This window comes from Methyloparacoccus murrellii, assembly GCF_054657115.1.
Genome location: NZ_BAAHXD010000048.1, coordinates 1 through 26,206 on the forward strand (window position 1 = coordinate 1; position 26,206 = coordinate 26,206).

The following is a 26,206-nucleotide window of genomic DNA, read 5'->3' on the forward strand; positions in this document are numbered from 1 at the left end:
CCGCATGCCATCGCGGTGACGACGGCGGAGGTGACCGATCGCCAGGGCGCCCTGCAGGCGATGGACCGGTGTGCGGCGAACCTAACACGGGTCGAGAGCGTGCTGGTCGATGGCGGCTATACGAGACGGCCGTTTGCCGAGGCAGTTAAGGAGAAGCTCGGCGCCACCGTGCAAGTGGTTAAACGCGATGAATTGCACACGTTTGCTGTGTTGCCGCCGCGCTGGGTGGTAGAGCGTAGCTTTGGCTGGCTGGAGAAGTGTCGCCGATTGTGGAAGAACTGCGAACGCAAGCTCAACACCAGTTTGCAGTTCATCCACTTGGCGTTTCTCGTCCTGCTCATCAGAAGATCGCGAACAGGCTCTGAGGGTTCAAATACCGTTCAAGCGCCATAAACGAAAAAGGCCCCGAAGGGCCTGAGTCGTTGATATATATGGTAGCAACGCCCGGACTTGAACCGGGGACACCCGCATTATGAATGCGGTGCTCTAACCAACTGAGCTACGTTGCCAGAAAGAAACGGAATGATAAAAAGGCCAACCCGGACTGTCAACCTTCCACAGGGTCGGGTTGGGCGAAGCGGGACGCAGGACTGGCAGCGTGAGGGTCGGTTAAGCTACCGTCCCTTCTACCGCCACCTTGCCGGGAGTTCCCTATGCGTCACCTGTCCTGCCGACCCCAATCCCGACGGCCAATCTGGCCCGGCCTCCGCCTTGGCCTGTGCTGGCTGCTGGTCGCAACGCTGACAGCCGGGTGCGCATACGGTCCGCCCGCAGGCGTCACGGCGGTTTCCTCCTTCGATGCCCAGCGCTATACCGGCAAATGGTACGAAATCGCGCGACTGGATCACGGTTCCGAGCGGGGCCTGACCGACATCAATGCGACCTACCGGCTGCTGCCGGATGGCAGCCTGGAAGTCACCAACCGGGGCTACGATCCCAAGGCAAAAACCTGGCAGCAGGCCGTGGGGCATGCCAGGTTCCTCGGCGACCCGCGCAAGGGCTCGCTCAAGGTCAGCTTCTTCGGGCCCTTTTACGGCGGTTATCACGTCGTCGCCCTGGACCAGAAGGGCTATGACTGGGCGCTGGTCATGGGGCCGGACCGCGACTACTTCTGGATTCTGGCGCGTGACAAGCAACTGCCGGAGCCGCTCAGGCAGGACCTGCTGGAGAATGCCCGTCGCCTTGGCATCGATACCGGGCTACTGATCTGGCCCAGCCAGACGCGCGACGACAGCTGAAATCCGACCAGCCGGAACCGGCCAGGCAAACACCCATTGCCGGAGAACCCTTGTCCTTGAAGCGAAAACCGGCCCTATGGCATCATGCCGGTTCCTTTCGGCGTGGCGAAAATGGCCGTGCCGAACCCCCGCAGGGGTGGCCGCGAAACACAAGTCCCTGCCACCCGAACCATGAGCCCGGGCTTTCCGCGCCTTGCCGGGAGCCGATCGGCACACGCACGGTTCCACCTGCTGCCCAACTTTCCATCCACCGACTGAATCCAGGACACCCATGGCTGGCCGCAATCATCTTTACATCCCAGGTCCCACCAATATCCCCGATGCCGTTCTCAGCGCGATGCATGTGCCCTCCGAGGACCATCGTTCGCCCAACTTCCCCAAGCTGGTCAAGCCACTGCTGGAAGACCTCAAGAAAGTTTTCAGGACCGAGAAAGGCCAGTGCTTCGTCTTTCCCGCCACCGGTACCGCCGGCTGGGAAATCGCCATCACCAACACCCTGTCGCCCGGCGACAAGGTCCTGGCCTACCGCTTCGGCCAGTTCACCCACCTGTGGATCGACCTCGCCAAGCGGCTGCAGATGGACGTCGAATTCCACGAAGTCCCCTGGGGCGAGGGCGTGCCGCTGGATCACCTGGAAGCGCGACTGAAGGAAGACAAGAATCACGAGATCAAGGCGCTGCTGATCTGCCACAACGAGACCGCCACCGGCGTCACCAGCGACCTGCCCGGCGTGCGCAAGGCGCTAGACAGCACCAATCACCCGGCGCTGTTCTTCGTCGACGGCGTCAGCGCCATCGGCTCGCTGGAATACCGCCACGACGACTGGGGCATCGACGTCGGCCTGGCCGGTACCCAGAAAGGCTTCATGCTGCCCGCCGGCCTCGCCCTGCTGGCCTTCAGCCAGAAGGCCCTGGCCGCCCGCGAACATGCCAAATGCCCGCGCGCCTTCCTCGACATCCACGACCACATGGTCCACAACCCCGGCGGCTACTTTCCCTACACCCCGGCTGTACCCATGCTCTACGGCCTGAAGAAGGCGGTCGAACTGCTGCTGGAAGAAGGCATGGACAACGTCTACGCCCGCCACGCCCGTCTAGCCGAAGGCGTGCGCCGTGCGGTCGGCGCCTGGGGCCTCAGGATGTGCGCCAGGGACCCGAAGTGGTACTCCAACAGCGTCACCGCCATCGTCGTGCCGGAAGGCTTCGACGCCCGCGACGTCATGCACTACGCCTACCACCGCTACAACCTGTCGCTGGGCGCCGGCCTGTCGGAAGTGCTTGGCAAGGTCTTCCGCATCGGCCACCTCGGCGACCTCAACGAACTGATGCTCGCCAGCGCCATCGTTGGTTCGGAAATGGCCATGCTCGATGCCGGCATCCAGGTCACCCCCGGCAGCGGCATCGCCGCCGCGTCCGAATACTGGCGGCAGACCGCCGCGCCGCTGGCGGCCAGGGCATAACCGCAGTTGATAGATCATGTCCCGCGAAAATGCGGCTTCTAACGGCGTTCGCGACGCCGCGTGAACGCCTTTTACGGGACGGTCATTGACTTCTTCGGCGCCCCAGCCGTCCCCGTCCCCCGTTCAGCAACAACAAGGTCGCTGAACGGGGCGCGCTTGGATAACGCCACGGGCTTTCGGGACACCTCGCCGTTTGCCGTCGGACGGTGTTGGCACACCACCGACCGGCAAACCGCCTGACCCTGGCCCTTCCGGGTGGATATAGAAGAAAAACTTCCCGGCGATCACTCATGAACCCACCCAAAATACTTGTCACCCGTCGCTGGCCGGAGCCCTGCGAGGATCGCCTGCGCGGGCAGTTCGACGTCACCCTGAATCTCGACAACCACCCGCTGACGCTGGCGGAACTCCAGGCCGCCCTGCGCGATTACGACGCGGTGCTGCCAACGGTGTCCGACAAGTTGCCGGCCGAGGTATTTGCCACGGCGCCGCTGCGCTGCCGCATCCTCGGCAATTTCGGCGTCGGCTTCAACCACATCGACATCGAGGCTGCCCGGGCGGGCGGCATCGTCGTCACCAATACGCCGGACGTCCTGACCGAGAGCACGGCCGACATCGCCATGATGCTGATGCTGATGGCCGCGCGCCGAGCCAGCGAGGGCGAGCGCCTGCTGCGCGCCGGGCAATGGACCGGCTGGCACCCGACCCAGTTGCTCGGGACGCAGGTGACCGGCAAGACGCTGGGATTGATCGGCTTCGGCCGCATCGCCCAGGCCATGGCGAGCAAGGCCCATTTCGGTTTCGGCATGCCGATCGTCCTGTATACACCACGGCCGGTGGCACCCGAACTGCTGGAGCGGTTTCAGGCCCGGCAGCTGGATTCCGTCGAGGCGGTCCTGCGGGAGGCCGATGTCGTGGCCCTGCATTGCCCCGGCAGCGCGGCCAATTACCACCTGATCGACGCCGAGCACCTGGCGCTGATGAAACCGACCGCCATCCTGGTCAACACCGCCCGCGGCGATGTGATCGACAATCAAGCGTTGATCCTCGCGCTGCGCGAGCGCCGGATCGCCGCCGCCGGGCTGGACGTCTACGAGGGCGAGCCGAACCTGGATCCCGGCTTCCTCGAACTCGACAACGCCGTGCTGCTGCCACACCTCGGCAGCGCCACCACGGAGACCCGCATCGCCATGGGCATGAAGGTGATCGACAACCTCGAAGCCTACTTCCGCGGCGAATTGCCACCCAACCGGGTGGCCTGAGCCGGCGACGCCAGTGCCACCAGCGGGCCAGCCCTGGGCCGAGGACGGATTGCCGCCAGGCGAGTTCGCGTGCCAGTGGCAGCGCATCCAGGCAGCCTTCCTGGCGCTGATGCAGGAGCAGCGGCTCCCCCTGGAGGAAGCCCCGGCGCTGGCTGCCGCCTATCTGCCGCTGGCCGCCTGGGTTGCCAGGCGTCCGGCGGATGCCGGCAGACCCACCGTGCTTGGCGTCAACGGCGCCCAGGGTTCCGGCAAATCCACCCTGTGCCGGTTTCTGGAACGCTTGCTGGGCGAACTGCATGGCCTGCGGGTTGCGTGTCTCTCGATCGACGACGTCTACCGGACGCGGGCCGAACGCGAAGACCTGGCCCGGGAAGTCCATCCCCTGTTCCTGACCCGCGGCGTACCCGGTACCCATGACGTCCCGCTGGCACTGGACACCCTGGCGCGCCTCCGGTCGGCGACGATGACCAGCCGAACCGCCCTGCCCCGTTTCGACAAGGCCCGGGACGATCGCGCGCCGCCCGAGGAATGGCCGGTTTTCGTGGGCAGACCCGACCTGATCCTCTTCGAAGGCTGGTGCGTCGGCAGCTCACCCGAGCCGGATGCCGCCCTGCGCGAGCCCATCAATCGCCTGGAGCGCGAGGAAGACCCGGAAGGCATCTGGCGCCGCCGCGTCAACGAGGAACTCGCCACCACCTACGCCCCGCTTTTCGCGCAGCTGGATGCCCTGATCTTTCTCAAGGTACCGGACATGGACAGCGTCTTCGCCTGGCGCAGCCTGCAGGAGCGGAAGCTGGCCGAGGCGGCGCGCGGCGGCCACCGGATCATGGACGACGACGCCATACGCCGCTTCATCATGCACTACGAGCGGCTTACCCGCCGCAATCTCGCCGAGCTGCCGGGCCGCGCCGAACTGACCTTGACGCTGGACCGGCAGCGCCCGGGGGTGGTCTAGGTCTTCAGCCCGGTACCGCGCCAGAGCAGCCAGAGCGCCCAGACCGCCAGCCCGACCACGCCCAGCAACACCACGCCCAGCGCCGGCAGGACGGGAATGTCGGAGATGCCGAGGAAGCCGTAGCGGAATGCATTGACCATGTAGAGGATGGGGTTGCCAAGCGATACCTTCTGCCAGAAATCCGGCAGCAGATTGATGGAATAGAACACCCCGCCCAGATACACCAGCGGCGTCAGGACGAAGTTGGGCACGATGGAAATGTCGTCGAAGCTGTTGGCATAAACGGCGTTGATGAACCCCGCCAGCGCGAACAGCGTCGCCGTCAGCAGGAATACGGCCAGGATCACCCAGGGATGGAGGAAGCTCAGGCCGCTGGCGAACAGCATGCCGATCGCCGTGACCAGCAGCCCCACCACCAGGCCCCGCACCACCCCGCCGCCGACATAGCCCGCCAGTATCACCGTATTCGGTACCGGCGCGCTGATCAGCTCCTCGATGTTGCGCTGGAACTTGCTCGAATAGAACGAGGAAACCACATTGCTGTAGGCATTGGTGATCACCGACATCAGCGCGACGCCGGGGACGATGTAATCCATGTAGGAGATGCCGTCCATCGGCCCGATACGGCGACCGATCAGGGTACCGAAGATCAGGAAGTAGAGGGAGGTGGTCACCGCCGCCGGCAGCACCGTCTGCGGCCAGATGCGCATGAAACGGTAGATCTCCTTGCCGAGAATGGTACGCAGTGCAACCAGATATTGGGGTTGAAACAGCCGTTCGCTCATGACGGGGTCGCGTGAAGGGTGCAGGGAATCAGGGCTGGCACAGGGCCTCGCAGGGCACGCCATCGCCGTCGCCATCCAGGGCGCGCACACCGCAGCGGCGCAGGTAATAACGTGCCTCGCTGCAGCTGTCCATGTCTTCGCAGCGATGCTTGTCGCCGCAGCTGCCGGCCTGGCGGGGGCGGTCGGCCATCCGGGGACGGGCCGGGGACGCCGGCCTGTCGCCCGCATGCCGGTAGGCCCAGGGCGGCTCCGGCCGGCTCTGCGACCACAGGCCGGTCCGCCGCCGACGCGCCTCGGCCTCCAGCCGGCCCAGGTCAGGGTCCTGGTTGTAGAGCACATAATGCCAGGCCAGTCCCTGCCGCAACTGTTCGGCGTTGGCCTCCAGCCCGCCGCAGCGGACATTGGCCAGGGTGCGGCCGTACTTGTCCTCGCCCACCGGGTCCACCCGGGCCTGACGGCCATAGCAGAGATCCGACAACCCTTGGCGGGACTGGCGCCCATAGGGCTGGCCCAACTCCGGCGCATCGATGGCCTGCAAGCGCAGCTTGACCGCCCACCCTTGGCGCAGCACCGAGAGCGTATCGCCATCGTGGATGGCCACCACGCGACCGGTCCAACCCGCCGCCGCCGGGTCTCCCGAACAGCCGGCCAGCAGCAGTCCGACCGTCCAGAGGGTGGCCCGCCCAAGCCTGCGCCAGCGCTTCAAAAGCGGGGTACCAGGAACTTCTGGCCGTCCAGCTCCAGCAGCAGATTCTCGGCCTGAATGGCCAGCAGGAGGATGCCGCCGGGCAGGCGGTCGCCGGTGCGATACTTCTTCATGTCGATGATCACGAAACGCTCCGCCGGATTTTTCGAGTAGGCGAACATGGTGATCCTGAAGGGCGGAATGCGTGCCTGTAATTCCGGCGGCAGCTCGCGATAGTCGGGCGTACCCGGCTGGACGCCGGGTCGCGCCCGGGGTGCCTCGACGTCGGCGGCAACATCGCGGGCATCGGCCAGATTCTCACCCTCCCGCTCCAGCTCGCGGTCGATTTCCTCGAAACCCTCGTCAAGCGCCCGGCTGCGCGGCAGCCGCGGCGGCGCCAGGGCAGGCTCGGCGATGGCCGGCATACGGCTTCCACGAAGATTCTGCCGGGGCGGTGGGGCGGCGGCCGGCGCCGGGGATGGCGCCACGGCAACCGGCGGGCTGAAGGGCGTACCCGTCGGTGCCTGGGGTGCCGGGCTTGGTGCCGGTGGCGCGACCGCGGTGGCCGGCGCGAGCGTCGGCGCAGCGGCGGCCGTCGTGGATGGCGCGGCCGGATCGCTGGTCGCCGGCAGAGTGGCAGCCGCGGTCGATACCGGCTGACCCGGGTTGACGATGGGTGGATTCAGGTTCCGGTCGGCGCTTGCCGCCGGCGTCTCGACCCCGGTCGTTACCGGCGCGGACACGGGTCCGCCGGCCGTTGCCGCCGGCTTCGGCTGTTCCTCGGCGCCACGCTGGACCCACCAGAGCGCCAACCCGCCGAGGTTCAGCGACAGCAGCAGGCCGATCAGGAGATAAAGCCAGCGGGACTGGCGGACCGGTGTCTCGGTCACCACGCTGGGCAATCCCGGCACCTGGCCGGCCCGGCGTTCGCGTTCGGATTTGCGTAAGGCATCCAGAATGTAGGACATGTCGGCGTCTCTATCTGGGCGTCGGCGACACCAGCAGTGGCACGGCCGGATCCTGCCGGGCCGTCTGCAGGTTCAGCAGGGTCTGCATGCCCAGGAGGCCATCCGCGCGCAGTCCCCGGGATTTCTGGAACTCGACGACGCGCGGCTTGAGCGCATCATCGTAGACGTTGTCCGGCCCCGGAGCGGCCGTGGCCCCCAGCTGCCGGCGCACCCAGGACACGATCGGCGCTGTCTCGCCCGGTTTCACGAGATTGGCGATCGCCGTGCCGGGTTTCCACACCACCCATGCGTTGCCGGTCCACAACGGCAGGATGTCGCCAACCTGGAAGCTGCCGGTGGTACTGCCGCTGGTCAGTTTCAGGGTATCGCCAGCCATCGCCAGCAACGCTACATAGCGCCGCCCGCCCCCGGGCAGCTGGAATTCCAGCACCATCGGCAGATTCAGCTGGCGGAGCTGCAACCAGGCGAACTGCACCGGCTGGCACTGATGGCCACTGGCCTTGCCGGCCTCGCAGGGATCGCCGGTGGCCGCATCCGGTGCCACCGACCAGGCCGAGAACACGCTGTCGTAGGCCGGCTTGCGGCCACGTTCGATGGCGGCGATCCAGCCGGCGAATCCGTCCGCCGATTCTGGCCTGCCGGCCGGCTGGCTGTCCTGCGAAGCATTGCCGTCATCGACCGCCGGGGTTCTGGCCGGTTCTGCGGCAACCTGATCCGCCGGGGCGCTGGCCGGCGGCTCCGGCCCCGCGGCCGGTAGCGATGCCGGTTTGCCGGCAAACGGGCCGGGAATGGCGCCGACATACAGGGCCAGGCCGAGGCTCAGGCCCAGGAGGGCCAGAAGGCCCGCCAGCCGTGCCCGGGAACGGGGCATCCTGGCCGGCATCAGCTCGCGGGCGGCACGCCTGGCGACCGCCGCGGTCACCCTGAGCCGGCCGAGCGTGTAGGCACCCAGCAGGGCACGATCGGCCATCAGGTTGACGAGCCGCGGGATCCCCCGCGCGCGCCGGTGGATCACCCGCACCGCGGCCTGGGTGAAGCAGCGTTCGGAGCCACCGGCGACGGTCATGCGGTGGCGGATATAGTCGCGGGTCTCGACAAGGGACAGCGGGTTCAGGTGATAGCGGGCGGTGATCCGCTGCGCCAGCTGGCGCAGGTTGGGCCGCTCCAGCACCTGGTTCAGCTCCGGCTGGCCGACCAGGATGATCTGCAACAGCTTGGTCTGGTTGGTTTCCAGGTTGGTCAGCAGGCGCACCTGTTCGAGCACGTCGAAACGCAGGTTCTGGGCCTCGTCGATGAGCACGATCACCCGCCGGCCACGGGCATGCGCGTCCAGCAGATACTGGTTGAGGGCGTCGATCAGCTGCTTGAGGCTGGCGCGCGGTCCCGGGTAGGGGATGTTCAGCTCGTCGCAGATGCCGGCCAGCAGCTCGCGGGAGTTCAGGCGCGGATTGAAGATGAGCGCGATGTCGACATCCTCGGGCAGCTGGTCCAGCAAGGCCCGGCACAGCGTGGTCTTGCCGGTGCCGACCTCGCCGGTCAGGACGACGAAGCCGCCGCCCACGCCGATCCCGTACAGCAGGTGCGCCAAGGCCTCCCGGTGCTGGGCGCTGAGATAGAGATAGCGGGGGTTGGGCGCGATCGAGAACGGCAGTTCGGTCAGGCGAAAATGCTGGGTGTACATGCTCCGCGAAGGCAGATGCTGGCTTGCGCAAACCGCCATTTTATAGGCAAAGCCCTTGCCGTGGCGGCCACGGCAGGCCGGCAACCCGTTATTAGTCCGGCTGTGCCGGCGGCTCCGCCTGGCCGTGGTACCAGGCTAGCTGCCGATGCAGGGCAACCACCGAGCCGATGATGATGAGGGCGGGCGAGACGATGCCGGCAGCGGTCGCCCGCTCGTAGAGATCGACGAGGGTGCCGGTCACCACGCGCTGGCGGACGGTGGTGCCCTGCTCGATGATGGCGGCCAGGGTGTCAGCAGGACAGCCGTGCCGGATCAGTTGGTCGCGGATTTCCGGAAAGGCCTGCAGCCCCATGTAGACGACCAGTGTCTGCTGCGGGTTCACCAGCCGCGCCCAGTCGACCGAGCTGCCCTGCCCTTCGCGGGAATGGCCGGTGACGAAGGCCACCGACTGGGCATGATCGCGATGGGTCAGCGGAATGCCGGCATAGGCGGCGCAGCCGGTGGCGGCGGTTACGCCCGGCACGATCTGGAAGGGAATGCCCTGCTCCAGCAGGGTCTCGATTTCCTCCCCGCCGCGGCCGAAGATGAACGGATCGCCGCCCTTGAGGCGCACCACGCGCTTGCCCTCGCGCGCCAGCCGCACCAGCAGGCAGTTGATTTCCTCCTGGGGCAGGGTGTGCCGACTGCTGGCCTTGCCGGCATTGATCCGTTCGGCATCGGTGCGGATCAGGCCCATGACCTCGGCCGAGACCAGGCGGTCATAGACCACCACATCGGCCTCCTGCAACAACCGCAGGGCGCGCAGGGTCAAGAGATCGGGATCGCCGGGCCCCGCGCCGACCAGCGAGACGAAACCCCGGCCGCCGGATGCCGGCCCCGCCGTTTCGGCGGCGAGCAGACCCTCGAAGCAGCGTTCGGCCGCCGCATCCTGGCCATTGAACATCAGCTCGGCCGGTCCCCCCTGCAGAGCCGCCTCCCAAAAGCGCCGGCGTCGGCTGGCGTCGGGCAGCGCCACCTTGACGCGCTGGCGGAACCGCTCGGCCAGCAGTGCCAGCCGGCCATAGGCCGCCGGCAGGGCCATTTCCAGCCGCGCCCGCACCAGCCGCGCCAGCACCGGCGAGGCACCGCCGGTGGAAACGGCGATGACCACCGGCGAACGGTCGACGATGGCCGGGAAGATGAAGCCGCACAGGTCGGGACAATCGACGACGTTGACGGGCACGTTGCGGGCCTGCGCGGCGGCGGCCACGGCCTCGTTGACCTCGCGCCGGTCGGTGGCGGAGATGACCAGCGCCTGGCCGTCGAGATCGGACGGCTCGAAGCGCCTGGCGAGATGCTCGATGCGGCCGGCCAGCAGAAGCCTGTGGACGTCCTCGCCCAGCGCCGGGGCCACCACGCGCACCCGGGCCCCGGCCCGCAGGAGGGCATTGACCTTGCGCGCCGCGATCTCGCCGCCGCCGACGACCAGGCACGGCTGACCGGCCAGCCGGAGAAAGATCGGCAGGTACTGCATCGGATCAGGCCGTGGCGGGTTCGGCGGCGGGTAACGCCGGGGTCACCGGTGCGGGATGCAGGCCGATTTCCTCGTCGCTCAGGTAACAGCCCGGGTCCTCGGCCCAGGGATTGCCGGTGACCTGATGCGCACGCACCCGGGTATTACCGTTGCAGAGATCGAGATGCACGCAGGCGGCGCAGCGTCCCTCCACCGGTCGCGGACGCTGCTTGAGCCCCGCCATCAGCGGGTCGGACACATCGCGCCAGATGTCGGAGAAAGGCCGCTCGCGCACGTTGCCCAGGCCGTAATGCCACCAGAAGGTGTCGGGGTGCACATTGCCAAGGTTGTCGATGTTGGCGATGTTGATGCCGGAAGCATTGCCGCCCCACTGGCGCAACCGGGCCCGGATGACGGCCTCGTGCGCCGGGAAATGGCGGCGAACCCAGTGCAGCAGGTAGGCCCCGTCGGCGTCGTTGTTGCCGGTGACGAACTCGGCCGGCCGGCCTTCGCGCAGTCGCCGCAGACAGGTTTCGAACAGGGTGTCCATCACCCTGCGGGTCATGGCATGCACCGCGTCGTCCTTGCGGTTGCGGTTGCCGCGGCCGCCATAGTTCAGGTGCGAAAGGTAGAACTTGTCCACGCCCTCGGCCTCCATCAGGCCCAGCATGGGCTCAAAGTCGCCGATATTGTCCTGGGTCAGGGTGAAGCGCAGCCCGACCTTGATGCCCCGCTCGCGGCACAGGCGGACGCCGCGCAACGAGGCGTCGAACGAGCCCTCGCCGCGGCGGAAACGGTCATGCGTCTCGCGCATGCCGTCCAGGCTGACGCCGACATAGTCGTAGCCGATGTCGGCAATGGCATCGATATTGCCGGCGTCGATGAGGGTGCCGTTGCTGGACAGGCCGACATAGAAACCCATGTCCTTGGCCCTTCGGGAAATGTCGAAGATGTCGCGCCGCAACAGCGGTTCACCGCCCGACAGGATCAGTACCGGCACGCCGAAGGCCTTGAGATCGTCCATCACGGCGAAGACCTCGGCGGTACTCAGTTCGCCGGGAAAATCGACGTCGGCGGAGGTCGTGTAGCAGTGCTTGCAGGCCAGGTTGCAGCGGCGGATGAGATTCCAGATAACCACCGGACCCGGCAGCCGGCGCGGGCCATCGGTGGCGGGGACGGGTTCGGCGGGCGGCTTGAGCAGTTCCGCGATGAACTGACTGACACGAAACATGATGTGCTGCTGGATGAGAGGTTATTCACCGATGCGCAGACCGGTCTTCTTGAGGATGCGGGTACTGTACAGGATGGCGCGGGCCCGCTGGCTGGAGCCGAGAATGGCGGCAATCGCCTCGGCGTGCGCCGCCACCTCGTCGCGGGTCCGGCCATGCACCATGGCGAAGAGATTGTAGGGCCAGTCGGGCGGGTGCCGGGGCCGATGATAGCAGTGGCTGACGTAGTCGAGCTCGCCGACCCTCTGGCCGAGCGCATCGATCCGGGCATCGTCGACATCCCAGACCGTCATGCCGTTGGCGGTATAGCCCAGCCGATAATGGTTGGGCACCACGCCGATGCGGCGGATCACGCCGAACTCGCGCAGGTCCTCGATGCGCGCCATGACCTCGTCCGGCGACAATCCCAGCTGCTCGGCGATGGCATGATAGGGCCGCGGCACCAGCGGCAGACCCGCCTGGGTCGCCCGGATGATGCGGCGATCGATCTCGTCCAGCGGCAACGCCTCCTCGCCCATGCTCATACCTCGAGCCGCAGACCGACAAAATATTCGGCGACCTTGGGCATGTCGTGAACCGGCAGCCCCGTCTCGGCCGCGATGGCCGCCAGCACCTCGGCCTTGCGTTCGGGCCGATCGGTCGCCAGCACGAACCACAGGTTGAAGGCGTGCTCGCGGGCGTAGTTGTGGGCGACTTCGGGGTGGGCGTTGACCAGCGCCGCCACGCGCTCGAAATCCGCCGCCGGCACACGCATGGCCACCAGACTGAGGGCGCCACCCAGGCGCTCGGCGTGGTACATGGGCCCGAAACGGCTGAGGATGCCGGCTTCCAGCAGGCCGAGGATGCCCTCGATGAGCGCATCCTCGGTCAGCCCCAGGGCTTCCGCCGCCGCCAGGAAGGGACGTTCGCAGACCGGGAAACCGCCCTGCAGGCCGTTGATGATGGTGCGTTCGGTCGGGGTCATGCGGGCTCGGGCAAGGTCTCGGCGCTCAGCCGGTAATGTGCACCGCGCTGCTTGAAGCAGCGGCTGCTGAACAAGGTGGCGCGCGGCAGCGTCTCGATGCCGGCGATCCCGACCAGCTCCTCGATCTGCGCCTCGACCACCCGGCGCTCCCTGCCGTGGATCATGCAGAACAGGTTGAAGGGCCAGTCCGTCCCGCGCCGGGGACGGCGGTAGCAGAGGGTCACGTAGGGCGACCGGCAGAGGATGCGGGCCACATCGCGCACCCGCTCGTCGGGGATGTCGAACACCACCATGGCATTGGCGGTGTAACCCAGCGGCCGATGCCGCACGATGATGCCCAGCCGCTTGATCAGCCCCGCGGACTGCCAGTCCGCCAGCCGCGCGATGACCTCGGCCTCGGAGTAGCCGACCCGCTCGCCCAGGACGGCATAGGGCCTGGACACCAGCGGCAGCCCCGCCTGGAGTGCGTGCAGCAGGGCCAGATCGCGGCGATCGGGCCAGTCGAAGCGTTTCATGCGACGGGTTGATCGAGGTCGAGCGGAAACCCGAGGTCGATATGGAACGCCTCCAGCAGCGGCAGACGCAGCACCGCCAGCCCCGTGTGCCGCTCGATGGCGCACAGGACCGCTTCCAGCTGCGCGGGGTTGGCGGCGGTGACGACGAACCAGAGGTTGTAACGGTGCTCGCGCTGGTAATTGTGGTTCACCTCGGGCAGTGCCGAGACCCAGGCCGCCACGGCTTCCAGCGCCTCCTCCGGCACCGCCAGCGCCGCCAGCAGGCTGACGCCGACGGTATTGGGCGGCAGGATTGCCCCGACCCGGCTCACCACGCTTGCCGCCTTGAGTTCGCGCAGGCTTGCCAGCACCGCCTCCTCGCTGACACCCAGCCGCTCGGCGAGCGCGGCGTAGGGTCTCGGGGTCAGCGGAAAATCGCGCTGGAAGTCGTTGAGCAGGCGCTGGCGCAGCCGCTGCGGATGCATGGGCGCGGCCTCAGAGACCCAGCCGGTGGGCACGGGCGGTGAAAAAGATACCGCTGGGCCGGGCGGCCGGCAGGCGAGCCTTCTCGGCGAAGGTCTCGGTATCGTAGACGATCACGCGGTCGTCGTCGCGCGCCGACAGCCAGACCTCCTCGCCCTTGGGCGTGAACTCCAGGTGCAGGACGGCCTTGCCGGGCGTCAGCCGCTTGACCACCTTGAGGTCGCGGGTATCGATGACCGCGACCTTGTCGTTGTCCGGCAACGCGAAGTTGACCCATATCTGCCGCTCGTCGGGCCGCGGGATGACGAACACCGGCTGGCCGTCGAGCGGAATCCGGCGCACCACCTTCCATTCCCGGCGGTCGATGACCAGCAGCTCGTGGCGACCCACGGCCGGCAGGAACCAGTGATCGCCGATCAGGGCGCGACCCTCCAGATGCGGCATCTTGAACACCGGCAGCTTGGGGTCGTCCTTGGCGTATTCCGGCACGATCCTGCGGACGCCGGCGGCGGGATTCCAGAGGTCCAGCAGGGCCAGCCCGTCCTCGCCGAACAAGCCGGCGATGTAGTAGCGACCCTCGGGCGAAATCAGCGCATCGTAGGGTTCCTTGCCGGCCTTGTACTTGTCGACCTGCGGATGCGCCGGATCGTGCAGGTCGGCTACCCAGACCTCGCCTGCCTCGAACAGGCTGAAGACGAACTTCTGGCCCGGTGCGTCGACCAGGCCGACCACCTTGGCCAGCTGCCCGGCGCCATATTCGGCCTTGATGTCGGCGACCTTTTCCAGCGTTTCCGCCGAAAACACCCGGACGCCACCCGGATCATAGTTGGAGGTGGCGATCAGCCGCCCGTCCTGGGAAATGGCGCCACCGACGCTGTTGTGGGCCTGCTCGACGCGCCTGACGATGCGCCGCTCCAGGATGTCGACCTTGGTCAGCGCGCCGTCGCGGCCGAAGACGAAGGCGTAGCGCTCGTCCGGCGAGTAGACCAGGCTGGCATGCGAGAGATCGCCGAGTCCCTCGATGCGGCCCAGCACGCGGCGGGTGGTGGTGTCGACAGCGGTCAGGCTGCCGCTGGCGCGCTCGACCACCAGGCCGAGATCGCCGGTACCGCGGAGTTCCGCCGCTTGCAGCGGCGCGTTGCAAGCCAGGACGAGCAGGGCCAGGGTGCGCAGGGAGGGCATCAATGCAGGCATGGCAGGGAAACAGGCATCAGGGTGACGGGGAGCCGGGCGCCTTCGGGCCCTGCCGCAACTGCGCGACCAGCCAGGCAGCCTCGGCTTCCGACAGGAAGGACCGCCATGGCGGCATGGCGGTTCCGGGGCGTCCGTTCAGGATGGTCTGGACCAGCAGGCTGTCACCCTTGCCGGCCAGGCTGTCCGGCAGCAGCGCGGGACCGAGGCCACCCTGCAGGGTCATGCCATGGCAGGAACCGCAGTCCTGCCGCAGCAGCTCGATCAGGGCGCGCTGGCGCTCCGGGTCGGGAGCGCCGGCGCCGGCACGGCCGGCCAGCAGCCAGAGCAGCCCCGCAAGACCGGCGCGCAGGCTCACGGTGGTCAGGGCGTCGGCTTCAGGCTGGCGAAATAGGCGGCGATGTTTTCCATGTCCGCATCGCCCAGGTTGGCCGCCATGTTGTTCATGATGGGCGCCTTGCGGGAACCCTCGCGGTAAGCCTTGAGCGCGCTGACCAGGTAGGCGGTCTTCTGGCCGGCCAGGTTGGGGAAGCCATCGGTGGCGCCGATGCCGTTGATGCCGTGGCAGGAGGCGCAGACGGTAGATGCCTTGGCCTTGCCGGCCTCGATATCGGCAGCCTGGGCGGTGCCAAAGCCGGCGGCCAGGGTCAGGGCGGCAGTGGTGAAGAGTGCTTTCATGATTCGGTTTTCCTCGGAGTCGCGGGATGTGGGGCTCGATCGCGCGGGACATGCCGTCCCGCGCGCGATGAAGTGGTCAGAGATCGCCGGGGGCGAGGCCGCGGGTCATGAAGCGGGCACGGGCGCGGGAGAAAATGCCGGCCGGGCTCTCCATGGTGAACGAAGCCACCCTGTCCAGGGTGTGGGAATCGAAGGCCACGACCTCATCCCCGGTGTAGCCGGCGCTCACGTACAGCAGCTTGCCGCTGGCGTTGTATTCCGGGAAGTAGGCATGCCCGCCCACGTCCAGGGTCCTGGCGACTTCCAGGGTGTTCTTGTCGATCAGCTGGATGGTGCGGGCGCGCCGGTCCTTGCTGATGATGTCCACCGCCACATAGGGCGCGTTGGGGTGGGCGGCCGGCGACTCGGTGCCGCCCAGTACCGGTACCTGCTTCACGACCTCCATCTTGTCGAGATCCCAGACGCTGACGACCTCGTGGTCGCAGTCGCCGAAGTTGGTGCCGAAGCCCAGGGTACGGCCGTTGACCTTGACCACCGAGCCGCCGCCGACATGGGGCACGCAGCCGGCCGGCAGCTTCTTGATGATCTTGCGCTGCTCCAGGTCGATGGCGGCAACGATGCTGTCGTCGTAGGAGGCGATCATCAGGTTCTTGCCGCCATGCGACAGGAAGGCGTCATGCAGGTGACGGCCGACGTCGGTGATCTGGGTGACGGGGAAATCCGGCTTGTCGAGATCGACCACCCAGACCTGGCCGGAGTTCTCCAGGGCGATGGCGAAGATATCGGCATACGGCGTGCCGGTGATCATGCCGGAGTCCGAGGTCACGAACTTGCCGTCCGGGTCCTTGCCCTCCAGCTTGAAGTACTTCAGGGGCTCCAGGGTATCGGCATTCAGCAGCACGGCGAAATGCGGCACGAAGGAACCGGCCATCAGGTACTTGCCGTCACGGGATACGCCCAGCGACGGTCCGTTCAGGCCGGTCTTGACGGCCCGCACGATCTTCATGGAATAGAGATCGACCTTGTAGACTTCCGCGGTGTCGGTCTTCACATAGGCCCAGCGCGGGTTGGCCGGATTGAATTCGATGATGTGGGCGGCCGATTCGGTCGGCACCTCGCCAACCTTGGTGTTGGTGGCGCTGTTGATGAACACCGCCTTGGAGCCCTCGCCCCGGCCATGACGGCCACGGGCGGCGACACCGATCAGGTCGTCCATGTTGTCGATGGCGTAGGCCGGTTTGTCGGGCAGGGTCGACTCGTCGGCGACATAGACCTTCAGCGACTTCTTGATGTCGTCCATGGTCCACTGCGGGTCCAGCTTGTCGGTGCTGGAAATGTACTTGACGGCGGAACGGATATCCTCGTCCGAGAGCTTGCCGTAGAAGGGGGGCATCAGGGTGTCGAAGGAACCGGCCATGATGGTGCTGCGAAGCGAGGTCGCGCTGCGGCCCTTGAGGCGCTCCTTGTTCAGGGCCGGCGCGAGATAGCCGCCCAGGTCGGCACCGTGGCAGCTGGCGCAGTTCTCCTGGAAAACCCTGGCGCCGCGCTCCACCGTGATCTGCGGATCTTCCGCCGCCTGCGGCGCGTTGGCCAGGATGGCGGCCACGGCCGTCGCAAGACCCAGCGGCCAGCGGCGGCCCGGTAGTTTCTTCATCGTCATGTTCTCGTTCCCTCAGGTAAATTTTGCCCCTCTCGCAACCCTGCCGGAACAGGCTGCTCGAAGGGTCGTGGTCGATACGCCATTCTGTTTCGCGTCGAAACCGGCGGAAGGGTAATCAGGCACCCGATGCCTGTCAAGACAGCGCGTCATGGCGGAAAATCCGCCCCCGGTCAATAGGCCCACCAGGGCCCCGGTCCCCACATGCCCCAGTTCATCGCGGCGTTCTCGTTCATCTGCGCGGCCATGCGCTGCTCGTCGGCGATTTCCTTCTGTACCGCCAGCTGCTGATAGCGCTGATAGGATTCCGCATTGCCCCAGTAGACACACTTGCAGGTGGTGGCATCGGCGTAGACGTAATAGACGTCGCCATCCTTTTCATGTGGCACCAGCTTGTGCTGGGTCAGGGTCTGGACATGCGCCAGCTTGTCCGGCGTATCGGCCAGTTTGACCTGGAAGCCGCTGGCGGCGAGCAGCTGCTCGGTATCCATGGCGCGGCTGGCCTCCATGGCGGCGCACCCGGGCAACAGCAGCGCCGGGAGCAGCAGGGCGAGTCGGCCGGCGGGCAAGGGCAGGCGGGCGGGCGGGAACGGCATGAGGGATGATCTCCGTTGCGGGAATGGAGGAACAGCGGATGGGCCGGTCGCGGGCCGGGCATTTCTTGTCACCCGGCAGTATCCGCGTGTATCGTTCGCCCGCCCGACAGGGATACCACCGCCTGTGGCAGGCACGCGCCGGCAAGGCGGAAAGTCTAGCACTTGCGCCCGGTGAATTCTCAAGCCACGCCGACGCCCGCGAGAGGACACATGTCAGCACCCATCAGCTATTCCAGCGCGTCCCAGAAAGGCCATGGCGGCCTGGTCCTGGCGGCCCTGGGCGTCGTTTTCGGCGATATCGGCACCAGCCCCCTGTATACGCTGAAGCAATGCTTCGCCGCCGGCGGGGGACTCAGCGCCACCACCGCCAATGTGCTCGGCGTACTGTCGCTGGTGTTCTGGGCCATCATGATCGTGATCTCGATCAAGTACGTGCTGTTCATCATGCGCGCCGACAACAAGGGCGAAGGCGGCGTCATGGCGCTGATCTCCCTGGTGGCGCAGAAAGCCGAGCTCAGCGTCCGCCGCCGCTCGTGCATCCTGCTCGTGGGACTGGCGGGCGCCTCGCTGTTCTACGGCGACGGGGTGATCACGCCCGCCATCTCGGTCCTGAGCGCCGTCGAGGGGCTGGAAGTCCTCAAACCCTCGCTGCAACCCTACGTCATCCCCATCGCGCTCGGCATCCTGGTCGCCCTGTTCGGCAACCAGCACCGGGGTACCGGCAAGGTCGGCGGGCTGTTCGGCCCGGTGATGCTGGTGTGGTTTGTCGCCATCGGCTACTACGGCATGCAGAGCCTGCTGAAGACGCCGGCCGCCATGGCGGCCGCCAATCCCGTGCACGCCTACCGCTTCTTCGTCCAGCACGGCCTGCACGGCGGACTGGTGCTCGGCGCCGTGGTGCTGGCGGTCACCGGGGGCGAGGCGCTCTATGCTGACATGGGCCACTTCGGCCGGGCGCCGATCCGCAAGGCCTGGTTCCTGATCGCCCTGCCCGCCCTGCTGCTGAGCTACTTCGGCCAGGGCGCGCTGTTGATGCGCAACCCCGGCGCCATCGACAACCCCTTCTACCTCAGCATCAATCCGCACGCCATGTCGCTGATGATCGTCCTCGCGACGCTGGCGACGGTGATCGCTTCGCAGGCGGTCATCTCCGGCGCCTTTTCGCTGACCGCCCAGGCCATCCAGCTCGGCTTCGCGCCGCGGCTGAGCATCCTGCACACCTCGGACGCGGAACGCGGCCAGATCTACATTCCCACTATCAATCGCATCATGCTGCTGGGCGTGGTCGGGCTGATCCTGGGCATGCGCTCCTCGTCGGAGCTGGCGGCTGCCTATGGCATCGCCGTCACCGGTACCATGGCGATCGATACCCTGCTGGCCTTCGTGGTGATCTACAACCTGTGGAAATGGAACCCGGTGGTCAGCGCCCTGGTCGCCCTGCTCTTCCTGACCGTGGACCTGGCCCTGTTCACCGCCAACATCCCCAAGATTCCCGAAGGCGGCTGGTTCTCGCTGCTGGTGGGCGCGGTCGCCTTCACCTTTCTCGACACCTGGCGGCGTGGCCGCGAACTGGTCCAGCGGCGCCTGCAGGAGGAAGCCATGCCGGTGGCCGACTTCCTCGCGCAGATGGAGGCACATCCGCCGCTGCGCGTGCCGGGTACCGCCGTCTTCCTCTCCAGCAGCCGCCAGGGCATCCCCCTCGCCCTGCTGAACAACCTCAAGCACAACCGGGTGCTGCACCAGACCGTGGTCATCATGACCGTCATCACCGAGCCGGTGCCACGGGTGGCCCCCGACCGGCGCCGCGAGGTCATCAAGCTGGCCGACGCCCTGTTTCGCGTCTACCTGCACTACGGTTTTGCCGAAACGCCCAATCTGACCAAGGCCCTGAAAACCAGCAGCCGCGAGTTCGACATCGATCCCGCCGAAACCTACTTCTTCCTCAGCCGCGAAACCCTGATCGCCAAACCCTCGCCGATCATGGCGCTATGGCGCATGCGCCTGTTCATCGCCATGGCCCGCAACGCCTCCTCGGCGGCGAAATACCTGCAAATCCCGGCCGGACACGTGGTGGAACTGGGCAGCCAGTTGGTGCTCTGAGCACGGGCCCGCCGTTCTCTCAGAGCGCGGCGATCGCCTCGCGCAGGGTCTTGACGGGCATCGCCTCGAGCCCGGGATCGTGGCCCCTGAGGATGTTTCTGGCGGGCGCCAGGGCGTGGCGGAAGCCATGCTTGGCGGCCTCTCGCAGCCGTTCCTCGCCGCTCTGGACCGGCCGCACCTCGCCGTTCAGGCCCAGCTCGCCGAACACCACCCAGTCGCGCGGGATGGGCCGGTCGCGGAAGCTGGAGACGATGGCCAGCACCACCGCCAGGTCGCCCGCCGTCTCGCTGAGCCGCAGCCCGCCGACCAGGTTGACGAACACATCCTGATTGAGGATCGGCACCCCGCCATGGCGGTGCAGGATGGCCAGCAGCATGGCCAGACGGTTGCCATCCATGCCCACGGCCACCCGGCGCGGGGTCGGCAGATGCGATTCGTCCACCAGCGCCTGCACCTCCACCAGCAGCGGGCGGCTGCCCTCGCGCATCACCATGACCACGCTGCCGGGCGCGTCCTCGTCGCCGCGCGAGAGGAAGATCGCCGAAGGATTCCTGACTTCCTTGAGCCCCGTTTCCGTCATGGCGAACACGCCAAGCTCGTTGACCGCGCCAAAGCGGTTCTTGAAGGCCCGGATGACGCGGAAACGGCTGCCGCTGTCGCCCTCGAAGTACAGTACCGTGTCGACCATGTGCTCCAGCACCCGGGGCCCCGCCAGGGCACCCTCCTTGGTGACGTGTCCCACCAGGAACACGGTGGTGCCGGTCTGCTTGGCGAAGCGCACCAGTTGCGCCGCGCACTCGCGCACCTGGGCCACGGAACCCGGCGCCGATTGCAGGAGCTCGCTGTAGACGGTCTGGATGGAGTCGACCACCAGGTAGTCCGGCCGCAGCCTGTCGGCCGTCCGGAGAATCCGCTCCAGCTCGGTCGCGGCCAGAATCTGCACCGTCTCGCAGGGCAACCCCAGGCGCCGGGCACGCAGGCTGACCTGACTGATGGATTCCTCGCCGGTGAGGTAGAGCACCTGCTGGCTGCGGCTCAGGGCCGCCACCGTTTGCAGCAGCAGCGTCGACTTGCCGATACCCGGGTCGCCGCCGATCAGCACCGCCGAGCCGGGCACCAGACCGCCGCCCAGCACCCGGTCGAACTCTTCCAGGCCGGAGGGATTGCGCTGGATCGCCTCGACCTCGACCGTCGCCAGCGACACCGGCTCCGGATCTGCCTGACCCGCGGCGCCGGCATAGCCGCTGAACCGGCTAGCACCCGGCGGGGCGCGATCCTCGACGCTCTCGACCAGGCTGTTCCAGAGCCCGCAACCGGGGCATTGCCCCGCCCACTTGCTCTGCGCATGGCCGCACTCGGTGCAGCGATAGACCGTCCGGCGGTCCTTGCCGCGGGCTACCGCCAAGGCTTGATCCCGCTGACCAGGGCGTTGACGCCATCACGGAAGTGCCGAGTGATCTCGGCGTAGCCCAGCCCGGCCATCTCCGCCAGCGCGGGCGTCAGCCGCATGATGTGCTCCTCGGACTCGTCGCTGAACAGGTGCACCACCCACTGTTCCAGCAGGTCCGGCCGGTTCATCTCGCCGAGGAAGACGCGGAAATAGCCCCGTACCTCGTCCTGGGTGGCGGCCAGGTGCGCGGCGGGATCGTCCAGGGCGTAACGGTCGCCGTTGACGAACACCCCGCCCGGTTTCAGCACGCGCAGCACCTCGGTCAGCACCCGATGGCGATAGCCGGAGAGAAAGTTGTGGACGGTATAGGCGCTGGCGACAAAATCGACCGAGTCGTCCGGCAAATCGCCCAGCGCGCTCAATGCGTCAGCCTCGCGCAGCACCAGACGGCCCTCGGCAAGCGCTGTTGCATGCGCCGCGCGCGCCTGGCGCAGCATGGCCGGCGCATTGTCCACCGACAGCAGGCGCAGGTCGCGGCGGCCACCGAGCAGACAGGCAGTGGTGATGCCGGTGCCGCAACCGAGCTCCAGCGCGGACAGGGCGCCCGCCGCCGGCGTCCCGTTCCAGGTGGCAACAAATTCGCCGACCCGGCGACTGATGTCCGCCGCGGCCGGGCACACGCGCTCGAGGAAATGGTATTCATCGGCGAGCACCCCATGGAACAGCTGCTCGGCCTGGTGTTGTGAGGTCATGCTCAATCCCCCGTGGAAGTGGGCGCTGAGGGTGCCGGTGCCGGCGCAGCGGCCTGATGGCTGATGCGGTAGAGGGCGCCGGCCTTGTCGTCCGACACCAGCAGGGCGCCGTCCGGCATTTCCAGGACATCGACCGGACGGCCGGTCACCTGGCCGTCGGGTTTTAGCCAGCCCTCGGCGAAGGCGTCCTCGCGGACCGGTCGGCCGTTCTCGAAGCGCACCAGGGCCACGCGGAAGCCCTGCGGCTCGCGGCGGTTCCAGGAACCGTGCTGGGCCACGAACAGCTGCTGCCGGTACTCGGCGGGAAACTGCGAGCCGCCGTAGAAGCGCAGCCCCAGGGCCGCCACATGGGCGGGGAAGTTCCAGGCCGGCGCGGTGAAGGCGCTGCAGGGCGCTTCCCGGCCGAATTCCGGATCGCTGATGTCGCTGCCGAAACAGTGCGGGAAACCGAAATGCAGACCGGGCCCGGGCGCATGGTTCAGTTCATCCGGCGGACGGTTCTCGCCCAGCCAATCGCGGCCGTTGTCGGTCAGCCACAGCTCATGGGTCACCGGATGCCAGTCGAAGCCGACACTGTTGCGCAGCCCCCGGGCATAGATCTCGAAGTTGCGGCCATCCGGATCCAGCCGGGTCAGGGTGGCGTAGACCGCCTTGTCCGGCTTGCAGATGTTGCAGGGCGCGCCGACCGCCGTATAGAGCTTGCCATCCGGCCCCGTGCGCAGATATTTCCAGCCATGATGCCGGTCGCCGGGATAGCCGTCGTAAACGACCTGCGGCACGGCCGGCGTGGCCCCCTGGACCGCTATCCGGCTGATCCGGGAAACCTCGGCCACATACAGCGCACCCCCCAGCCAGGCCACGCCATTGGGGGCGTTCAGCCCGCTGGCGATGACGTCGACCTGCTCGGCCTGGCCATTGCCGTCCCGGTCGCGGACGGCGTATACCTTGCCCGCGCCGAGGCTGCCCACATACACGGTGCCATCGCCGCCCAGGGCCATCTGCCGGGCGCCCGGCACCCGATCGGTATAGACCGAGATACGGAAGCCGGGCGGCAAGCGGATACCGCTCAGGTCGATGGACTGTCCGTTGCCCTCGCCCGCGCAGCCCGTCAGCAAGCCACCCAGCAGCCACGCAAGCCGTGCCGTCGGCGATCGCCGCTCCGCTGCGCCCGTCGCCGGGCCCTCCTGCCGGTGACCCATCTGCCTGATGTGCTTCATCGTCTTGCCTCCTCGCCCGGATGGTTGGCGTCATGGCCGGCATGCCGGCCGTCGATCAGTTGCCGACGCAGTCGCAGCGCGCCGTCATTGCCCGAACACCGCACGAATCTGCGCCTGGGCGGCTTCCGCGGCGGCGTGGGGATCGGCGGCATCGCGAATGGGACGGCCGACGACAATATAGTCGGCGCCGTTGCGGAAAGCCTGCTCGATGGTGACGACGCGCTTCTGGTCGTCGCTGGCGCGGTTCTCGACCGGCCGGATGCCGGGCGACACGACCAGCAGCCGGTCGTCGACCTCGGCCCGCAGGGCGGGCACCTCCAGCCCGGAGGAAATGACACCGTCGCAGCCGAGGGCCAGCGCCCGTCGCGCGCGGGACAGTACCAGCTGCTGCACGTCGCAGTCGAAGCCCAGGTCCCGCATGTCGCCCTGATCGAGGCTGGTTAGCACCGTCACGGCCAGCACCTTGAGCGAACCCTTGGCGCTGGCGGCGGCCGCCATGATGGCATCGTTGCCATGCACGGTGGCGAAATCGACGCCGTGGCCGCTCAGCACACGGATCGCCCGGGCCACCGTCTCCGGCACGTCGAAAAACTTGAGATCGGCAAAAACCCGCTTGTCGCGGGCATTCAGCCAGTCGATCAGGGCGTAGTAATCGCCGGACATGAACAGCTCCAGACCGACCTTGTAGAAGCTGACGGCGTCGCCCAGCGTGGTCACCAGCGCCTTGGCCTGCTCGATGTCGGGCACGTCCAGGGCCATGATCAGGCGTTCGTGAGCGGGGATGGGTTTGGTCGAAAGCAGGTCGGTCATGATGGGCGTCCTTGAGTCAGTCCTGTCGCGGGGCGGATGGCAATCCAATCTAGAATACCGGCTTTTGCGGCAGGGAAGTGTGTATGGTTCAGGTATTGATGCAGATGGGCCTGCTGATCCTGTTCGGGGCCGTCTGGCGGACGCTGCGGCCGGGCGGGCTGGATGCCGGCACCACCCGCCATGTGCTGACGACCCTGGTCTTCAACCTGCTGTTGCCGGCGCTGGTGCTGACCGTGCTGTGGGATGCGCGGCTGGGACTGGACTCGGTCAAGCTGTCACTGTACGGCGCTGCCATTGTCTTCATCGGTGCCGGCGTCGCCTGGCTCATGGGCCGCGCCGGCCGCATCCAGCGGCATCGGCTGGGCGCCGCCATGCTCGGCATCGCCTTCGCCAACATCACCTACATGGGACTGCCGCTGCTGGAGCACCTGTACGGCCCCCGCGCCCGCGCCATCGTCGTGCATCTGGACGTGTTCGCCGGCATGCCGCTGGTACTGACCTTCGGCCTGCTGATCGCGCGCCAGCACGGTACCCCGCCCAGGGGCGAGGGATCGCTGCTGCGACCGCTGCTGGTCAACCCGCCGATCTGGGCCGGGATCGCCGCGCTGGCGCTGAATCTCTCGGGCATCCGCCAGCCCGCCGGCCTCCAGCACTTTCTGGAGCCCCTGGCCGACGCCGTCGCCCCGCTGATGCTGATCGCCGTCGGCCTCAGCCTGCAATGGCAGGCCTGGCGCCGCGCCAACCTGCCGCTGGGCCTCGCCGTGATGGTGGCGAAGATGATCGTCATGCCACTGCTCGGCCTGGGACTGGCCTGGCTGCTCGGTTTTCGCGGCGAGACCCTGACCGCCCTAGTGCTGGAGGCGGGCATGCCGTGCATGCTGTTCGGCGTGGTCTACTGCGACCGCTACCGCCTGGACAGCGGCTTCTACGCCATGACGGTGCTGCTGACCGCCCTGTCCGCCACCCTGACCCTGCCGTTCTGGCACCGCTGGGTCGGCAGCCTGCCCGCCTGACGCCAACCCACCCCGAGCGACGCCCATGCAACTGCCCAGCGCCGAAATATTTTCCCAGGGCGAGGAAGTGGTCTGCGGCGATATCGCCGACACCAACGCCGCCTGGCTGTCCCGCGAGCTGACCGGGCTGGGCTTCGAGGTCCGCCGCCATACCGCCGTCGGCGACCGACTGGAATCGCTGGTGGCGTTGCTGCGGGAGATCCGTGGCCGCGCCAGCCTCTGCCTGTGCACCGGCGGCCTCGGACCGACCAGCGACGATCTCACCGCCGAGGCCGTGAGCCTGGCCTTCGGCCGACCGCTGCGGCTGGATACCGAAGCCCTGGCGCAAATCGAAGCCTGGTTCCGGCAGACCGGCCGCACCATGCCCGCCGTCAACCGCAAGCAGGCCCTGCTGCCCGAGGGCGCCACGCGACTGGACAACCGCTGGGGCACGGCACCGGGCTTCTCGGTCAGTAGCGGGAATTGCCTGTTCCACTTCATGCCCGGCGTACCGCGCGAGATGAAGGCCATGTACCGGGCCAGCATCGCGCCGGCCCTGCCCGGGCTGTACCTGCTCGCCCCGCTGCAGCGGGTGGTGCTGCACACCGTCGGCCTCGGGGAATCAGCCCTGCAGGAACGCCTGGACAGCGTGCCGCTGCCGCCGGGTACGCGGCTCGGATTCCGCGCCGGTGGCGCCGAGAACCAGGTCAAGCTGGCCTTCCCGGGCGATCTGGACATCGCACCGCTGGAAGCCACGATCGCGGCCGTATCCGCCGCCATCGGCGAAGCCTGCCATGCGGTGGTCCGCAACGGCGTGGGACCGGCCAGCCTGACCGAATCGGTGGGCCTGCTCCTGTGCGGCAGCGGAGCGCGCCTGTGGCTGCTGGAGTCGGTCAGTGGCGGTCTGCTGGCCTCGCGCTGCGGCGATCAGGACTGGCTGGCCGCCGCCCTGGTCGCACCGGCCACGCACGGCCTGCTGGCACGGTTCGGCCTGAGGGCCGCCGCCCGGCCGGCGGCCACGGCCCTGCGCCTGGCCCGCGCCCTGCTGGACAGATCGGAAGAGCGTCGTGTAGGGAAAGAGTGTTTTTCTTGCGGTGTCGATCTCGGTGGTCGCCGTATCCCTAAAAA

The 26,206-nt window shown here is 67.5% G+C and carries 26 protein-coding genes and 1 tRNA gene; 7 read left to right on the forward strand and 20 right to left on the reverse strand.

Annotated features, from left to right (window positions below; all coding sequences use genetic code 11):
• Window positions 1-393, forward strand: a 393-nt coding sequence (locus tag ACYQ1H_RS12710; RefSeq protein WP_460028411.1) for a transposase, incomplete at its 5' end; no start/stop codon positions are given.
• Window positions 394-432: 39 nt separating this feature from the next.
• On the opposite strand, the gene ACYQ1H_RS12715 is transcribed toward ACYQ1H_RS12710, so the two are convergent.
• Window positions 433-509 (reverse strand) — tRNA-Met (locus ACYQ1H_RS12715).
• Between the two features lie 144 nt (window positions 510-653).
• Between ACYQ1H_RS12715 and ACYQ1H_RS12720 the strand changes: the two genes are divergently transcribed.
• The 4 genes from ACYQ1H_RS12720 to ACYQ1H_RS12735 all read left to right on the forward strand — a co-directional run bounded on the left by ACYQ1H_RS12720 (window position 654) and on the right by ACYQ1H_RS12735 (window position 4,914).
• The gene (locus ACYQ1H_RS12720) at window positions 654-1,238 is read left to right on the forward strand and encodes a lipocalin family protein (RefSeq protein WP_460028412.1); all 585 of its coding nucleotides are present in this window, start codon (window positions 654-656) and stop codon (window positions 1,236-1,238) included.
• A gap of 271 nt (window positions 1,239-1,509) precedes the next feature.
• Window positions 1,510-2,697, forward strand: coding sequence for an aminotransferase class V-fold PLP-dependent enzyme (locus ACYQ1H_RS12725; protein WP_460028413.1), 1,188 nt, complete (start codon window positions 1,510-1,512; stop codon window positions 2,695-2,697).
• A 290-nt stretch (window positions 2,698-2,987) separates the two neighbouring features.
• Complete coding sequence (locus tag ACYQ1H_RS12730) at window positions 2,988-3,959, forward strand: 2-hydroxyacid dehydrogenase (protein ID WP_460028414.1); 972 nt, start codon at window positions 2,988-2,990, stop codon at window positions 3,957-3,959.
• A 13-nt stretch (window positions 3,960-3,972) separates the two neighbouring features.
• A complete protein-coding gene (locus tag ACYQ1H_RS12735; protein ID WP_460028415.1) occupies window positions 3,973-4,914 on the forward strand; it encodes a hypothetical protein in 942 nt (313 codons plus the stop codon).
• Here ACYQ1H_RS12735 and ACYQ1H_RS12740 read toward each other — a convergent pair.
• The 15 genes from ACYQ1H_RS12740 to ACYQ1H_RS12810 form a co-directional block, all read right to left on the reverse strand.
• A complete protein-coding gene (locus tag ACYQ1H_RS12740) occupies window positions 4,911-5,699 on the reverse strand; it encodes an ABC transporter permease (protein WP_460028416.1) in 789 nt (262 codons plus the stop codon). The genes ACYQ1H_RS12735 and ACYQ1H_RS12740 overlap by 4 nt on opposite strands.
• Window positions 5,700-5,727: 28 nt before the next feature.
• A complete protein-coding gene (locus ACYQ1H_RS12745; protein WP_460028417.1) occupies window positions 5,728-6,405 on the reverse strand; it encodes a thermonuclease family protein in 678 nt (225 codons plus the stop codon).
• Window positions 6,402-7,352 (reverse strand): general secretion pathway protein GspB, encoded by a 951-nt coding sequence (locus ACYQ1H_RS12750; RefSeq protein WP_460028418.1) that lies wholly within the window; start codon window positions 7,350-7,352, stop codon window positions 6,402-6,404. The genes ACYQ1H_RS12745 and ACYQ1H_RS12750 overlap by 4 nt, the downstream gene beginning before the upstream one ends.
• 10 nt (window positions 7,353-7,362) lie before the next feature.
• Window positions 7,363-9,033 carry an ExeA family protein gene (locus tag ACYQ1H_RS12755; protein ID WP_460028419.1) on the reverse strand — a complete coding sequence of 557 codons (1,671 nt, stop codon included), beginning with the start codon at window positions 9,031-9,033 and terminating at the stop codon, window positions 7,363-7,365.
• Window positions 9,034-9,124: 91 nt separating this feature from the next.
• Window positions 9,125-10,546, reverse strand: coding sequence for a siroheme synthase CysG (cysG, locus tag ACYQ1H_RS12760; RefSeq protein ID WP_460028420.1), 1,422 nt, complete (start codon window positions 10,544-10,546; stop codon window positions 9,125-9,127).
• 4 nt (window positions 10,547-10,550) lie between these two features.
• Window positions 10,551-11,756 (reverse strand): heme d1 biosynthesis radical SAM protein NirJ, encoded by a 1,206-nt coding sequence (gene nirJ, locus ACYQ1H_RS12765; protein ID WP_460028421.1) that lies wholly within the window; start codon window positions 11,754-11,756, stop codon window positions 10,551-10,553.
• Window positions 11,757-11,777: 21 nt separating this feature from the next.
• Window positions 11,778-12,278 carry a siroheme decarboxylase subunit beta gene (gene ahbB, locus ACYQ1H_RS12770; protein ID WP_460028422.1) on the reverse strand — a complete coding sequence of 167 codons (501 nt, stop codon included), beginning with the start codon at window positions 12,276-12,278 and terminating at the stop codon, window positions 11,778-11,780.
• Window positions 12,275-12,718: an Lrp/AsnC family transcriptional regulator gene (locus ACYQ1H_RS12775; protein ID WP_460028423.1), complete on the reverse strand. Its 444-nt coding sequence runs from the start codon at window positions 12,716-12,718 to the stop codon at window positions 12,275-12,277. Before ACYQ1H_RS12775 ends, ahbB (ACYQ1H_RS12770) begins: the two co-directional genes overlap by 4 nt.
• Window positions 12,715-13,233, reverse strand: coding sequence for a siroheme decarboxylase subunit beta (ahbB, locus tag ACYQ1H_RS12780; protein ID WP_460028424.1), 519 nt, complete (start codon window positions 13,231-13,233; stop codon window positions 12,715-12,717). Before ahbB (ACYQ1H_RS12780) ends, ACYQ1H_RS12775 begins: the two co-directional genes overlap by 4 nt.
• Window positions 13,230-13,697 (reverse strand): Lrp/AsnC family transcriptional regulator, encoded by a 468-nt coding sequence (locus tag ACYQ1H_RS12785; protein ID WP_460028425.1) that lies wholly within the window; start codon window positions 13,695-13,697, stop codon window positions 13,230-13,232. The genes ahbB (ACYQ1H_RS12780) and ACYQ1H_RS12785 overlap by 4 nt, the downstream gene beginning before the upstream one ends.
• Window positions 13,698-13,707: 10 nt before the next feature.
• Window positions 13,708-14,889 (reverse strand): cytochrome D1 domain-containing protein, encoded by a 1,182-nt coding sequence (locus tag ACYQ1H_RS12790; protein WP_460028426.1) that lies wholly within the window; start codon window positions 14,887-14,889, stop codon window positions 13,708-13,710.
• 16 nt (window positions 14,890-14,905) lie between these two features.
• Window positions 14,906-15,244, reverse strand: a complete 339-nt coding sequence (locus tag ACYQ1H_RS12795) for a c-type cytochrome (RefSeq protein WP_460028427.1) — start codon at window positions 15,242-15,244, stop codon at window positions 14,906-14,908.
• Between the two features lie 5 nt (window positions 15,245-15,249).
• Complete coding sequence (locus tag ACYQ1H_RS12800; RefSeq protein WP_460028428.1) at window positions 15,250-15,564, reverse strand: c-type cytochrome; 315 nt, start codon at window positions 15,562-15,564, stop codon at window positions 15,250-15,252.
• Window positions 15,565-15,640: 76 nt separating this feature from the next.
• A complete protein-coding gene (locus tag ACYQ1H_RS12805; RefSeq protein WP_460028429.1) occupies window positions 15,641-17,224 on the reverse strand; it encodes a cytochrome D1 domain-containing protein in 1,584 nt (527 codons plus the stop codon).
• A 170-nt stretch (window positions 17,225-17,394) separates the two neighbouring features.
• Window positions 17,395-17,817 carry a hypothetical protein gene (locus tag ACYQ1H_RS12810; protein WP_460028430.1) on the reverse strand — a complete coding sequence of 141 codons (423 nt, stop codon included), beginning with the start codon at window positions 17,815-17,817 and terminating at the stop codon, window positions 17,395-17,397.
• A 210-nt stretch (window positions 17,818-18,027) separates the two neighbouring features.
• Here ACYQ1H_RS12810 and ACYQ1H_RS12815 point away from each other — a divergent pair, with 210 nt between their 5' ends.
• Window positions 18,028-19,917 carry a potassium transporter Kup gene (locus ACYQ1H_RS12815; protein WP_460028431.1) on the forward strand — a complete coding sequence of 630 codons (1,890 nt, stop codon included), beginning with the start codon at window positions 18,028-18,030 and terminating at the stop codon, window positions 19,915-19,917.
• Window positions 19,918-19,936: 19 nt separating this feature from the next.
• Here ACYQ1H_RS12815 and radA read toward each other — a convergent pair whose 3' ends face one another.
• From radA to pyrF, 4 genes are all read right to left on the reverse strand, one after another.
• Window positions 19,937-21,322 (reverse strand): DNA repair protein RadA, encoded by a 1,386-nt coding sequence (gene radA / locus ACYQ1H_RS12820; protein ID WP_460028432.1) that lies wholly within the window; start codon window positions 21,320-21,322, stop codon window positions 19,937-19,939.
• Complete coding sequence (locus tag ACYQ1H_RS12825) at window positions 21,313-22,059, reverse strand: class I SAM-dependent methyltransferase (RefSeq protein WP_460028433.1); 747 nt, start codon at window positions 22,057-22,059, stop codon at window positions 21,313-21,315. Before ACYQ1H_RS12825 ends, radA begins: the two co-directional genes overlap by 10 nt.
• A gap of 2 nt (window positions 22,060-22,061) precedes the next feature.
• The gene (locus ACYQ1H_RS12830; RefSeq protein ID WP_460028434.1) at window positions 22,062-23,276 is read right to left on the reverse strand and encodes a PQQ-dependent sugar dehydrogenase; all 1,215 of its coding nucleotides are present in this window, start codon (window positions 23,274-23,276) and stop codon (window positions 22,062-22,064) included.
• 84 nt (window positions 23,277-23,360) lie between these two features.
• Window positions 23,361-24,086, reverse strand: a complete 726-nt coding sequence (pyrF, locus tag ACYQ1H_RS12835; protein WP_460028435.1) for an orotidine-5'-phosphate decarboxylase — start codon at window positions 24,084-24,086, stop codon at window positions 23,361-23,363.
• A gap of 83 nt (window positions 24,087-24,169) precedes the next feature.
• On the opposite strand from pyrF, the gene ACYQ1H_RS12840 reads away from it, so the two are divergent.
• Window positions 24,170-25,099: an AEC family transporter gene (locus ACYQ1H_RS12840; protein WP_460028436.1), complete on the forward strand. Its 930-nt coding sequence runs from the start codon at window positions 24,170-24,172 to the stop codon at window positions 25,097-25,099.
• Window positions 25,100-26,206 lie beyond the last annotated feature (1,107 nt).

Excerpts from the sequence above, each read along its gene's own strand:
- ACYQ1H_RS12720 (WP_460028412.1), top strand. The coding sequence starts at position 654 with ATGCGTCACCTGTCCTGCCGACCCCAATCCCGACGGCCAATCTGGCCC.
- ACYQ1H_RS12725 (WP_460028413.1), top strand. The coding sequence starts at position 1,510 with ATGGCTGGCCGCAATCATCTTTACATCCCAGGTCCCACCAATATCCCC.
- ACYQ1H_RS12790 (WP_460028426.1), bottom strand. The coding sequence starts at position 14,889 with ATGCCTGCATTGATGCCCTCCCTGCGCACCCTGGCCCTGCTCGTCCTG.
- cysG (WP_460028420.1), bottom strand. The coding sequence starts at position 10,546 with ATGCAGTACCTGCCGATCTTTCTCCGGCTGGCCGGTCAGCCGTGCCTG.
- ACYQ1H_RS12805 (WP_460028429.1), bottom strand. The coding sequence starts at position 17,224 with ATGACGATGAAGAAACTACCGGGCCGCCGCTGGCCGCTGGGTCTTGCG.
- ahbB (WP_460028422.1), bottom strand. The coding sequence starts at position 12,278 with ATGAGCATGGGCGAGGAGGCGTTGCCGCTGGACGAGATCGATCGCCGC.
- pyrF (WP_460028435.1), bottom strand. The coding sequence starts at position 24,086 with ATGACCGACCTGCTTTCGACCAAACCCATCCCCGCTCACGAACGCCTG.
- ACYQ1H_RS12730 (WP_460028414.1), top strand. The coding sequence starts at position 2,988 with ATGAACCCACCCAAAATACTTGTCACCCGTCGCTGGCCGGAGCCCTGC.
- ACYQ1H_RS12775 (WP_460028423.1), bottom strand. The coding sequence starts at position 12,718 with ATGACCCCGACCGAACGCACCATCATCAACGGCCTGCAGGGCGGTTTC.
- ACYQ1H_RS12830 (WP_460028434.1), bottom strand. The coding sequence starts at position 23,276 with ATGAAGCACATCAGGCAGATGGGTCACCGGCAGGAGGGCCCGGCGACG.
- ACYQ1H_RS12800 (WP_460028428.1), bottom strand. The coding sequence starts at position 15,564 with ATGAAAGCACTCTTCACCACTGCCGCCCTGACCCTGGCCGCCGGCTTT.
- nirJ (WP_460028421.1), bottom strand. The coding sequence starts at position 11,756 with ATGTTTCGTGTCAGTCAGTTCATCGCGGAACTGCTCAAGCCGCCCGCC.
- ACYQ1H_RS12750 (WP_460028418.1), bottom strand. The coding sequence starts at position 7,352 with ATGTCCTACATTCTGGATGCCTTACGCAAATCCGAACGCGAACGCCGG.
- ACYQ1H_RS12785 (WP_460028425.1), bottom strand. The coding sequence starts at position 13,697 with ATGCATCCGCAGCGGCTGCGCCAGCGCCTGCTCAACGACTTCCAGCGC.
- ACYQ1H_RS12815 (WP_460028431.1), top strand. The coding sequence starts at position 18,028 with ATGTCAGCACCCATCAGCTATTCCAGCGCGTCCCAGAAAGGCCATGGC.
- ACYQ1H_RS12740 (WP_460028416.1), bottom strand. The coding sequence starts at position 5,699 with ATGAGCGAACGGCTGTTTCAACCCCAATATCTGGTTGCACTGCGTACC.
- ACYQ1H_RS12825 (WP_460028433.1), bottom strand. The coding sequence starts at position 22,059 with ATGACCTCACAACACCAGGCCGAGCAGCTGTTCCATGGGGTGCTCGCC.
- ACYQ1H_RS12810 (WP_460028430.1), bottom strand. The coding sequence starts at position 17,817 with ATGCCGTTCCCGCCCGCCCGCCTGCCCTTGCCCGCCGGCCGACTCGCC.
- ACYQ1H_RS12840 (WP_460028436.1), top strand. The coding sequence starts at position 24,170 with ATGGTTCAGGTATTGATGCAGATGGGCCTGCTGATCCTGTTCGGGGCC.
- ACYQ1H_RS12755 (WP_460028419.1), bottom strand. The coding sequence starts at position 9,033 with ATGTACACCCAGCATTTTCGCCTGACCGAACTGCCGTTCTCGATCGCG.
- ahbB (WP_460028424.1), bottom strand. The coding sequence starts at position 13,233 with ATGAAACGCTTCGACTGGCCCGATCGCCGCGATCTGGCCCTGCTGCAC.